The sequence below is a fragment of the Streptomyces sp. NPDC090442 genome, from assembly GCF_044769405.1.
GTDB lineage: Bacteria > Actinomycetota > Actinomycetes > Streptomycetales > Streptomycetaceae > Streptomyces.
Map to the genome: position 1 here is coordinate 1 of NZ_JBIVXW010000131.1, position 11,472 is coordinate 11,472.

Below are 11,472 nucleotides of genomic sequence, written 5' to 3' on the forward strand. Positions count from 1 at the left end.
CGGGTGAATCACGATTCACCCGCCGCCGACTGGGTACGGAGAAGGCGAAAGGACCCGTGGTCGTACACGTCCGGGCAGCTCCTGCGCCTGAAGCCGGTCCCATGACGAGCAGCGGACAGCGGGCGGTTTTCCCTTCTGCCCGGTCGCGCCGAGGAGAAGGTCACCGGCAGATATACAGGAACCTGACGGGGTGTCCGGAGAGCGAGAAACTCCGCCAGGCCATCGTCTCCCATCACCAACGGTCGTATCGATGCTGTTTAACTCGGCCAGCCCCCAGCGGAGGCCACGCAGTTCCCACATACCCGGCGCCGGTCGAGGACATCGATCGTGGTCCCCGCTGTGAACGTCGTCATCGCCCCATCTTCGAGGATGAATGGGGCCCCGCACAGCGGTTGGAGGGGGTTGCGCCCCTCCTGCTGTCGCTTCTGTGGAGCATCCTGGTAGGCGATATGCAGCGTGCCTTTCCGGGGGCGGCAGGCGATATCCACGGCCAGGTGAAGATGCGCACGGCCGACGCTCGACTCAGCGTGCTCCCGCTCGGCCGACGCCAGACACCGCTGGCAAACCTTGAGCTTCCCGGAGCCCTGAATGAGCGCCCCTGCGGGGATGGTCACCGCTTGCGCCGTGGTATCCAGCAGCAGCGTCCGCCGACAAGAAGCGGTTTCGCCGGCCGTCGCCCTCTCGTGCGGGTGCGTACCCCGTCCATCGCGGACAGTGGTATGGAGCATTCCCTTACCGTTGCGGGCCGGGTAGAAGTCCAATGGGCGCACCGTCCGGGGCGACTCCGGCCTTCTCGGGGGCGGTGGGACCGGCTGCGTGAGGGGAGTGGAGCGCTGATGAGGCTTCGCCCCCTTCTGCACGGCCCGGAGGGATCCCGCTATCCCGCGTGCCCGCAGCCGGGCGGCCCGCTCTCGCCGCAACCCGCGCCACGACGCCACCCACTCCGAGTCGTCACACAGCCGCGTCGGCTCCGCCGGCCTGATCCGGGTGGCGAAAATATGCTCGATGCGGGCGCGCTCCTCAGCTGATGCCGGGCGTAGCCACGCCTCGGCCTTGGCGCGGTGGCAGTCCAGACACAGCAGTTGGAGGTTTCCCAACTGCTGTGGGGGACCGTCGATGTGGTCGACCTGCGCACCAAGCGCTCCGCACATCTCGCACGAGCCTGCAGCCCGCTCGATCACGGCCTGCCGGACCTCCGACGTGGTCCGTATATTCCGGTAGCCGCCCGCGAGAGCTTGAAGGAACTTCATGCGGAACCCGTACATGGCCTCGGTGTCGTCCTCGCGACCCTCGCTCCGCAGCTTGCGCCGGTAGCGGATCGACTCGGCAAGCTGGGCGCAGCCGGTGCTGCAGAAGAGCACGGGCCGGTGCGACAGGTCGTCAGGAAGCTGCGCGTCACAATTGGCGCAGTGGTCGGACGTGAACTCCATAGCAGCCAGCATGACAGCGCATCACGCCGCTTCGGGCTCCACCTGCACCAGCGCGATCGCCCGCCAGTTGGCCGCTTCGTCCACGGTCATCCGGTACTCCTCAGCGGTACCCTCCAGATGCCCGCGGGCCCGTCGGCTGAGAGGTATGGGTTCACCAGTCGACGGTTTCGCCCTCTTCTAGGCGCATTACTGCAGATACCAAGGGCATGCTTTTACCTTTTCGTTAAGCCCCCTTGGTCATCGTCTGATGGGCTGTTGCGTCGGTAATGCTGAGGGGGATCAGTATGGCGATTGAGCTGCCTGATGAGGTGGTGTCGTTCCTTCAGTTCATCGGGGTGAACTGGCCGAACGTCAACGAGGACAAGGTCCGCGAGTTCGCGTCCCACGTGCGGGACTTCGTACAGAAGCTGGACGAGACCCACAAGGACTCGACGTCGACGGTCCACCAGTTGGCCGAGGTGTATCAGGGGGCGTCGTACGAGGCGTTGCTGGCCAAGTGGGGGCAGCTGTCGAACGGTCACATGACGGAGCTGATCAACGCCTGCCACACGGTGGCCACAGCGCTCGACATTGCGGCAGACACGATTGTGGCGATGAAGGTGGAGGCGATCGGTGAACTGATCGTGCTCGCCATCACGTTCGTGGCCGATCAGGCGGCGGCGGTGGCGACCCTGGGCATTGCGGAGGCGGCCGAGGCACTGGTGATCGCGGCGGGCAAGAAGCTGGTGAACTTCCTTGAGCAGCAGTTGGAGCAGTACATCATCGGCCAGGTCATCGAGGCCGCGATCAACCCCTTGGTGGAGGTGGTCGGCAAGGCGGTGAGCGGCATGGTCTTCCAGGCCGCCGAGTCCGCGCTCGGCGTCTCCGCCGGTGGTGGAGGTGGTGTGGGGGAGAGTTTCTCGATCCATCCGGAGGAGTTGCACGCGCGCGCCGAGGTGTTGCGCGGGCATGCGCAGACCGTGGCGTCACACGCCGCTGAGTTCGAGTCGAAGGCTGCGGGGGTGAGCTTCGAGTGAGCAACCGGATCGTCAAGGCGCTGGAGCACGGCGCGGAGAAACTGGGCAAGACCCTGGCCAAGGACGCGAGCAAGGCCGTCCAGGATCTGTACCACGATGCCGGGGGCCGGCTGAAGAAGGTCGCCACCAACCACGCCGAGAACGACGCCAAGCACGCGTCGGAACTCGACAAACTCCTCAAGGGCCACACGAAAGACCCCAAGGCCCCCAACCGCAGCCCTGGCACCTCCCTCAAATCCGCCGGAAACAAGCGGGGCAAGGGGCCCGGTCGTGAGCAGACGAACAACAGCCATCCCAACAGCCACACACGGCCGTCCGACACGGTCAACTCCGGGAAGAGCGACCCGGTGGACATGGCCAGCGGCAAGATGTTCCTGCCGCAACGGGATATCGCGCTGGAGGGGACGCTACCCCTGGACTTCACCCGCCGTGTGGAGTCGGGCTATCGGGCCGGCCATTGGTTCGGTCCCTCGTGGTCGTCGACGGCCGACCAGCGCCTGGAAATCGACGACCAGGGAATCGTCTTCGTCGCCGAAGACGGCCTTCTCCTCTCCTACCCGCGTCCCGAAGCGGGCGAGGAGGTATTGCCCGTCCGCGGTCCGCAATGGCCCCTGACGCTGACCGAGCAGGGCGACTGGGCTCTGCACCGGCCCGACACCGGTCACACCCGGTATTTCCTCCCGGCTGCACACGACGCCGGACTGGCGCTCCTGGACGAAATCAGCGACCGCAACGGCAACCGGATCACATTCGACTACGACGACCGCACAGGAGCACCGGTCGCCATCCGCCACGGATCCGGCCATCACCTCCTCCTCACCACGGAGGACGACCGGATCACCGCCCTCCACCTCGCAGGAGCCGCACCCGACGGCGGCGACCAGCTGATCAGGCGGTACCAGTACACCGACGGTCACCTCACCACCGTCACCAACGCCGCCGGGCAACCCCTGAACTTCGGTTACGACGCCCGGGGCCGCGTCACCTCCTGGACGGACAGCAACCATCGCCGTTACGAGTACCACTACGACGATCAGGACCGCTGCACCGCCGAAGGCGGCGAGGACGGGCACGTCAGCCTTCGCTTCACCTACAGCGCTGCCGATCTCGTCACCGGGTTGCGCGTCACCACCGCCACCGACGCCGACGGGAACACCACCCGCTACACGGTCAACGACCGGCTGCAGATCGTCGCCGAGACAGATCCGCTCGGCAACACGATCCACACCGAACACGACAGCCACGACCGGATCACGGCAGTCGCGGACGCCCTCGGTCGGCGGACCACGTTCGACCATGACGAGCACGGGCGAACGACAGCCATCCACCGCCCGGACGGCACACAGACCACCGTTGCCTACTCCGACCTGCACCTACCCGTAGAAGTCACAGCACCGGACGGCGCCCTGTGGCGGCAGGAGTACGACTCACGCGGCAATCGCACCGCTGTCGTGGATCCCACCGGCGCCACCACGCGGTACACCTACGACAGCCGCGGCCACCTCACCTCGGTCACCGACGCGTTGGGGCACGTCACTCACTTTTCCTCTGACGAAGCGGGCCGGGTGCTCAGCACCGTGGATCCGACCGGCGCTCGGACAAGCTGTCAACGCGACTCCTTTGGGCGCGTCACCGCCATCACCAACGCCCTGGGCACCACAACACGGCTGGTATGGACGACAGACGGCAGGCTGGCGGCACGTGTCCACCCGGACGCGTCAGAGGAGACCTGGACGTATGACGGCGAGGGCAACTGCACGCGCTACACGGATCAGGCAGGCAACACCACTCACTACGAGTGGACCCACTTCGATGTCCTGGCCGCCCGCATCACTCCTGACGGAGCCCGCTACACATACACCCACGACGCGCACCTGCGGCTGACCGAAGTCACCGACCCCCGCGGGCTTCGCTGGACGTACGACTACGACCCGGCCGGACGCCTCGTCGGGGAGACCGACTTCGACGGCCGCACCCTGCAGTACACCCACGACGCCGCCGGACGGCTCGTCTCCCGCTCCAACGGCCTGGGCCAGATAACGCGTTACGAGCGTGACGCCCTCGGCAGGATTGCGCTGAAACACACCGAGGACGATGCCGTCGAGTTCCGCTACGATCCGGCCGGTCACCTGCTGAGGGCCGCTGGCTGGGAATCGACGGTTACCTACGAGCGTGACCAGCTCGGCCGGGTCCTGGCGGAGGAATGCGATGGTCGCATCGTCTCCTCCGCCTACGACGCCCTGGGGCGCCGCATTCGACGCACCACCCCCTCCGGAGCCGTCAGCACCTGGACGTACGACGCCGCCGGCAACCGCACCGCGATGTCCGCCTCCGGGCATGCGTTCACCTTCGACTTCGATCACGCGGGCCAAGAGACGGCTCGGCACTTCGGTGACGCGATCACCCTCACCCATGGTTGGGACCCACGGGGACGCATCACCACGCAGACGCTCACGGGACGCGGTCAGCGACTCCAAGAGCGTACGTACGCCTATCGCCCCGATGACCATCTCGCCGCTGTCACCGACCAGTTGAACGGGGACCGGGCCTACGAGCTGGACGCGGGTGGGCGGGTCGTCGCCGTACAGGCGCAGAGGTGGTCGGAGCGGTATGCCTACGACGAAGCAGGCAACCAGACCGAGGGACAGTGGCCTGACCGGCACCCGGGCAATGACGCGCAGGGCGAACGGGCCTATGACCACAACAGGTTGATCGCAGCCGGGCGCGTCCGCTATTCCTACGACGCCCAGGGCCGCGTCACCACCCGCATCAAGAACCGGCTGTCACGCAAGCCGGATGTCTGGTCCTACGAGTGGGACGCCCAGGACCGGCTCACCTCGGTGGTCACTCCCGACGGCACGCGTTGGCGCTACCGCTACGACCCGCTGGGTCGCCGGACGGCCAAGGAGCGGCTGGACGTCGACGGTTGCACCGTTCTGCAGCGAACGGATTTCGCCTGGGACGGTTCCACCCTCGTCGAAGAAACCCAACAGGTAGCCGGCCGCCCCGATACCGTCACTCTGACCTGGGATTACGACGGCCAAGGCCCGATAGCGCAGAGCGAACACAAGTCGCCGGCCGGCACCGCGCCCCAAGAGGAGATCGATCGGCGCTTCTACGCCATCGTCACGGACCTGGTCGGCGCGCCGCGGGAACTCGTCGACGAGACGGGCGACATCGCCTGGCGCGCCAGGTCCACCCTCTGGGGGACCACCACGTGGCGCAACGAGGACACCGCATATACACCGATCCGGTTCCCCGGCCAGTACTTCGACGCAGAGACCCAGCTCCACTACAACCTGCACCGCTATTACGACCCGGAGACCGCGCGCTACACCACGCCGGATCCCCTGGGCCTTGCACCAGCCCCCAACCCCGCCACCTACGTACACAATCCGCACACCTGGACGGACCCCCTCGGCCTCTCCCCCGACTACATCACCGTCTACCGGAAACAGACCGATCACCCTGGAAGCCAGCGGATCAAGATCGGTCCGAACGGTGAGGTCTCCCTCCAGGGGAAGCAGTCCCTGTACGTGAACATGAGCAACGACATCAAGCACACCACGGAGTATCGGAGTGGGCAATCAAGGCCTGACGAGATCGTCGCCTTCGATATGCCCAAGTCCTATCTCGAAAAAGTGCGTGAAACCGCCGTTCCGCAAGGCGCCCCGGACGATTGGGAGGGCAGCAAGCAAGATTGGAAGAAGTACAAGAGCGATAAGCCAGAGATATCAGACCCGACCAAGGGGCCCGACCTGTATGGAATTCCGGCCAAGCTGCTCGACGAATTCATGGGGGAAATCAAGCCCAACTCTGGTAGGATGATCAAGAATATGTAATGGGAGTGTGGATGCTTCACGAGATTGATGACCTGCGCCAGGAACGACAGCGAGTGGAGGCCCGGCCCTCGACCGAGGAAGCCCCACCCGTACTCACCGTCTTCGATGTCGTTCCAGCGGTCGACCCGCAGGACTACATTCATCGGGTACGGACGGTGCTGTCCACCGCGCTCGATCTCGCCATCACCGAGTCTTTCGACGATGAAGACCTGCCGACCGAGGGCATTCCCGAATGGTTCGCGGCAGCGAGCGGTGGCGCCGGGAGTGAGACCGCGGAGTTCTCCCGTCGCGGCATGGATCGCTACCATGCGGCAGTCAACGAGAAATCGTGGGACCTGCAGTGGTGGCTTTTCGAATTCGATCCCGACAACGAGTTCAGGGGTTGGGCATGGTGGGACGTCACTCAGGTCGAGGGCCGGCAGGTACGCGTCTGGACCGATAGCTGGGGCGAATCATTTTTCGCTTGTGACGAATTGCGCTGGCTCCTGTACACGGCTGGCGCGGACGAGGTCTCCGGGCCCTTTCTGGCAGACACCTCGGAATGGGCGCAGGAAATCATTGGACAGCGAGGGTGAGCCCCACAGACCAACCCGTGAAAGTTTCCGGCAGCCGCCTCGTCCGCGCCCAGTACACCGCAGAAACGATCACCGTTTACCAGGCGTACCCTCCGCAGATCGCGCTTCCGGCAGTCGCCGCCGGCAAGTTCGTTGCACCTTTCAAACGCGACCGCATGACCTGGATCAAGCCGTCGTTTCGCTGGATGATGTACCGCTCCGGCTGGGCAACCAAGCCCGGTCAGGAACGAGTTCTGGCGATTCAGATCAGCCGAACCGGGTTCGAATGGGCCCTGCGCCATGCTTGCCTGAGCCACTTCGAACCGGAGCTGCACGACAGCGAATCCGCCTGGCGGTCCCTGAAGGCGGCCAGCCCGGTACGAGTGCAATGGGACCCCGAGCGCGCCACTGACCTCTCGCCCCTGGCCGACCGCGCGATCCAAGTGGGGTTGTCCGGCGAGGCCGTCGACCTGTACGTGGACCAATGGATCGTCGAACTCCGCGACATCACGCCCCTGGTACAGGCCATCCACGAGGACGTACGCGCCGGAAGACAAGACAGAGCCGACGCCGCAATCCCCGCAGAGGTGCACTACCCACTTCCCGCGGACATTCGCAGCCGACTGGGCTCCTCTGGATGAGAGCAGGCAGACTGGCCTCAGCGTGACTGCTGACGAACGCGCTTTCTACGCGACTACACCCGCGATTGGCAGCCCCTGACCGGCATCCGCAACGCCTTCCGCGCCATGGCATACAACTGGCGCTGCGCGCGCCTCTCCAAAGCCCTACGGCGCTACCGGCCCCATACCAGCCCATCACCAACATCCGCCGGCAACGGCACACCCAGCGGCTCCGAACCACCCCGCGCCGCCCGGCCGCGACGAAATCCACAGCCGGGCGCGTCCCGGCCCAGCCCAGATCCAGCAGCGGCACGAATGGCCAGGGACAACAAGAGGTGGCGAACCGTCAGGAAACCGAGCAAGGATCCGGCAACCGGCGCGGCAAGGGGGCCGACCCCACCCAGGGCTGCCTTCGTTTGACCTACATGTTTGTCAGATCACTACACCGATGCTGCGACGTGCAACACACGTTGAAGCGGAATGTCGGCAACTCCGCAGTGACCTGCGCAAACCCGGATTCCGCCGACCGGATCCAGCGACGATCCAGCAGCCGGGGCGGTCCGGTGGACGTCCGTGGCGCCGCGGATGCATCGGCCGGCGCCGGGCCCAGCCCTTGCTCCAGGGCCTGCCGGCAACGCTCCCACGCGGCGGGCACCAGGTGCCCGTAAATGTCGACCGTCGTCTTGATCGACGCGTGCCCGAGCCACCGGGAGACCTCGTGGAGGGGCACCCCGTGCGCCAGCGCAGTGGAGGCGAAGAAGTGACGCAGGGTGTGCGGGGTGTACTTGAGGGTCCGGTCCCGGCCGAGGAGGCCGGCCGCCCGCACCGCCCGCCGGAAGTCGGCGCCGTAGGTGGTCGCCGTCGGCATGGCCCCCGCCGCCGCTCCGCGTCGCGCGAAGAGCACGTCCCGGCCGCCCACCGAGGTGGCGCCCCAGCGCCGCAGGTGCGCCTCGATCTCCTGCTCCAGGAAGGCGGGCAGCGGAACATCGCGGTAGGCGGCGGGTGTGCGGTGTTTGAGGGGGACGAAGCGGTCCGGGCAGTCGGCGCGGTGCGCCGTGCGGCGCACCTGCTCCCGCAGGATGCCGGCCCGGCGGCACTGGGTGGCGAAGGCGAGGGCCTCGCTGACCCGCAGGCCCGCGCCGGCCTGCAGGTACACTGACAGCCGGTAGTACGGCCCGATGTGCCCGGCGATGAGGTCGACCTCTTCCCGGGTCGGGATCGCGTCCTCGTCGACCGCGCCGGTGCCGACCCGCGGGAGCTTGGCGCCGTCCACCGGGCTGCGAGGGATGCGCCGTTCGTCCACCGCGGTTTGGAACAGGTTGCGGACCAGCGTCATGCGGTCGTGCACCGTGCTCGCCGAAAGCCTGGTGCTCAGGGCGGCGAAGAACCGGTCGATGTCCGCCCGCTCCACGGCGGCGAGCGTCTTGCGGCCCAGCTGCGGCAGGAGGTGCAGGCGCAGGAAGCTGTCGTAGTTGCGGTGGGTGTTCTCCCCGACGAGTCGGCGCTCCAGCCAGTCCGCGGCGTATGCGCGGACGGTGACGGCACCGCGCTTGGGGTCCAGGAAGAGTCCCTGGTCCTTGAGGTGCTCTACCCGCGCGGCGAACTGCCAGGCCTGGGTCTTCATCGGGAAGCTCACCTCGCGCTGACGGCCCGTCTGTCCCCCCGGTTCCCGGTACCGGACCGTCCACGGGTGTCCGCAGCGTGGCTTCGCACATGGATAGTGCTTGCTGCGCTTGTCAGTCCTGCAACGCTGGAACACCGAGGCCATACGCCTGTATCGGCGGTGTCCGGCCCGGGCTGAACATGCGGCTGGTCACGGGAGGGGCACCCGCCTCCCGTGACCAGCCACACGACTCCTGGCACAGGGCACGGCGTCAATCAGCCCATTCGGGCCGGTGATCCCCAAGATCAGAGCGCGGGTTCGATTCCCTTCACCCGCTCCATAACTGAGCCCCAGATCAGCGGCTGCCCACGACAAGGGCCTGCCCCTCTGCGACTTGCCGACCGCTACGGCATCCCGATTCGTCCGAGACGCCCTCACTCGCAACCGCCCCCTGTCCCGCGGCCTCCCGCCTCATCAGACCCACTCTTGGGCGACGGGCCATCCTTCACTTCATCAGATCTGGGACGATGAACCAACAAGTAGTCGAGAGGCACATAGGGGGCAGTGGTGGCTGACTACAGGAGCGAAGTCCGGCCCAGCGTGATCACCGACTTGGAGACCAAAGCATCCAAGGAGAACTACGGCAAATACCTCAAACGGCTGACTTTGCGGAAGCTCCGGGGGTTCACGGATCGAGAGGTCACCTTCGACTTCCCCGTCACCGCACTTGTCGGGCCGAACGGCGGGGGCAAGACCACTGTCCTGGGGGCGGCGGCGCTGGCTTACAAGAGCGTGTCACCGGGACGGTTCTTCGCCAAGAGCGGCAAGTACGACGCCAGCATGCAGAATTGGTCGATCGAGTATGAGCTCATCGACAAGGAGCACACGCCGCGCCTGTCGGTCTCACGCACCGCCAGCTTCAAGCAACTGAAGTGGAACCGCACCGCCCTGGAACGCGAGGTGCTGGTGTTCGGAGTCGAGCGGACCCTGCCCGCCACGGAGCGATCCAAGCTCAAGGCCGCCGTCGGCGGGTCCTTCGCCGCCGCCCGCGAGGTGGCCCTTGATCCCGAGGTCACGCAGCATGCCGCGAAGATCCTGGTCAAGCGGATCGAGGGGTTCCGGAAGCTTTACGTGGACACTGCGGGCAAGGTCTCGCTCTTCTCCGGGCTTACCCCTCGGGGGGATGGGTACTCCGAGTTCCACTTCGGTGCCGGCGAGGCGAGCGTCATCCGGATCGTCGCCGAAGTCGAAGCGGCCTCACCCGGGGCCATGATCCTCATCGAGGAGATCGAGAACGGTCTGCACCCGATGGCCACTCAGCGCATGGTCGAGTACTTGATCGGCGTCGCCCACCGCAAGTCCTGCCAGGTCATCTTCACCACGCACTCCAACGACGCGCTCGCCCCGCTGCCTTCCAAGGCCATATGGGCAGCTCTGCAAGGCAACGTGATCCAGGGGAAGCTCGACGTCAAAGCCCTGCGGACCATCACCGGTCAGATCCAGGCCAAGCTCGCGATCTTCGTCGAGGACGACTTCGCCGAGCTCATGGTCCTCACCGCTCTGCGCAGTCATGGTGGCATCGAGCTCGACGAGGTCAAGGTGCATGCCATGGGAGGGCACGACCCAGCCCTCAAGGTCAATACCCATCACAACATCGACCCCACCGCAACCTATCCGTCGATCTGCATTCTCGACGGCGACCAGGCAGAACGCGCCAACCCGGATAAGGGCATCTTCACGCTTCCTGGATCCAGCTATCCCGAAGCCCATGTGCTGGAACGGGTGTTGGACTGTCTCGATGAGGAAGCAGGTCGACTCGCGTTTGCCCTCCATCTCGGCCTGCACGACCAAGAGCGAGTGAAGAAGGTCGTAAGGGAACGCGCGCTGACGAACTGGGACAGGCACATGATCTGGGAACAGATCGGCGGCGACCTGGACTTCACCTCCGGCCACATCGTCAAGGGCGCGTTCCTGACGACCTGGGCCCGGAGGTTCCCCGAGGAGGTCAAGGCTCTGGTCGAGGCAGTCGGCGACAAGCTTCCCCGCCGGGACGGCAGCCAGCCGTAAAGTCGTCAGAACCGGGTTGTGCCCACTCTGGGGCACCCCGACTGTCCGAGAACTGTCTCATTCAACTTAGTCCGCGCAGGTCAACGCGAGGCGGGGGCCTAACTTCGTTGAGACAGGACACCCAGAGCGGCCTGGACGCCGAGGCCCAGGCCGCCGATCCCAGGAAAAGGCTCCCGCTAGGAACGTCAGTGGCCACCATGGCGGCCCCTCCACTCGCACGTGCGGGGGCGGAAGCCGGCCGGGGTGGTTACTGACTTCGGCGTTTCAAGGTGATGGTGGTGGGTCGAGGGAGAGTCTGGTCCCGGCGATGAAGCCGTTGAGGGTGTCGGGGCGGTATTGC

Annotated in this window: 7 protein-coding genes; 5 read left to right on the forward strand and 2 right to left on the reverse strand. The window is 66.1% G+C overall.

What is annotated here, in order from left to right; all coding sequences use genetic code 11:
• Positions 1 to 257: 257 nt before the first annotated feature.
• Positions 258 to 1,430: an HNH endonuclease gene (locus tag ACIQU6_RS42680; protein WP_403487779.1), complete on the reverse strand. Its 1,173-nt coding sequence runs from the start codon at positions 1,428 to 1,430 to the stop codon at positions 258 to 260.
• 284 nt (positions 1,431 to 1,714) lie between these two features.
• On the opposite strand from ACIQU6_RS42680, the gene ACIQU6_RS42685 reads away from it, so the two are divergent.
• From ACIQU6_RS42685 to ACIQU6_RS42700, 4 genes are read left to right on the forward strand one after another with little or no spacing between them, the layout of a single operon-like run.
• A complete protein-coding gene (locus tag ACIQU6_RS42685; protein ID WP_403487781.1) occupies positions 1,715 to 2,446 on the forward strand; it encodes a WXG100 family type VII secretion target in 732 nt (243 codons plus the stop codon).
• A complete protein-coding gene (locus ACIQU6_RS42690) occupies positions 2,443 to 6,288 on the forward strand; it encodes an RHS repeat-associated core domain-containing protein (protein WP_403487783.1) in 3,846 nt (1,281 codons plus the stop codon). Before ACIQU6_RS42685 ends, ACIQU6_RS42690 begins: the two co-directional genes overlap by 4 nt.
• Before the next feature lie 11 nt (positions 6,289 to 6,299).
• Positions 6,300 to 6,863: a hypothetical protein gene (locus ACIQU6_RS42695; RefSeq protein WP_403487785.1), complete on the forward strand. Its 564-nt coding sequence runs from the start codon at positions 6,300 to 6,302 to the stop codon at positions 6,861 to 6,863.
• Between the two features lie 17 nt (positions 6,864 to 6,880).
• Entirely contained in the window at positions 6,881 to 7,483 is a 603-nt protein-coding gene (locus ACIQU6_RS42700) for a DUF4291 domain-containing protein (RefSeq protein ID WP_403487787.1), read from the forward strand.
• Positions 7,484 to 7,883: 400 nt separating this feature from the next.
• On the opposite strand, the gene ACIQU6_RS42705 is transcribed toward ACIQU6_RS42700, so the two are convergent.
• Positions 7,884 to 9,086, reverse strand: a complete 1,203-nt coding sequence (locus tag ACIQU6_RS42705) for a tyrosine-type recombinase/integrase (protein WP_403487789.1) — start codon at positions 9,084 to 9,086, stop codon at positions 7,884 to 7,886.
• A gap of 546 nt (positions 9,087 to 9,632) precedes the next feature.
• On the opposite strand from ACIQU6_RS42705, the gene ACIQU6_RS42710 reads away from it, so the two are divergent.
• Complete coding sequence (locus tag ACIQU6_RS42710) at positions 9,633 to 11,132, forward strand: ATP-dependent nuclease (protein ID WP_403487791.1); 1,500 nt, start codon at positions 9,633 to 9,635, stop codon at positions 11,130 to 11,132.
• The last annotated feature ends 340 nt before the right edge of the window (positions 11,133 to 11,472 follow it).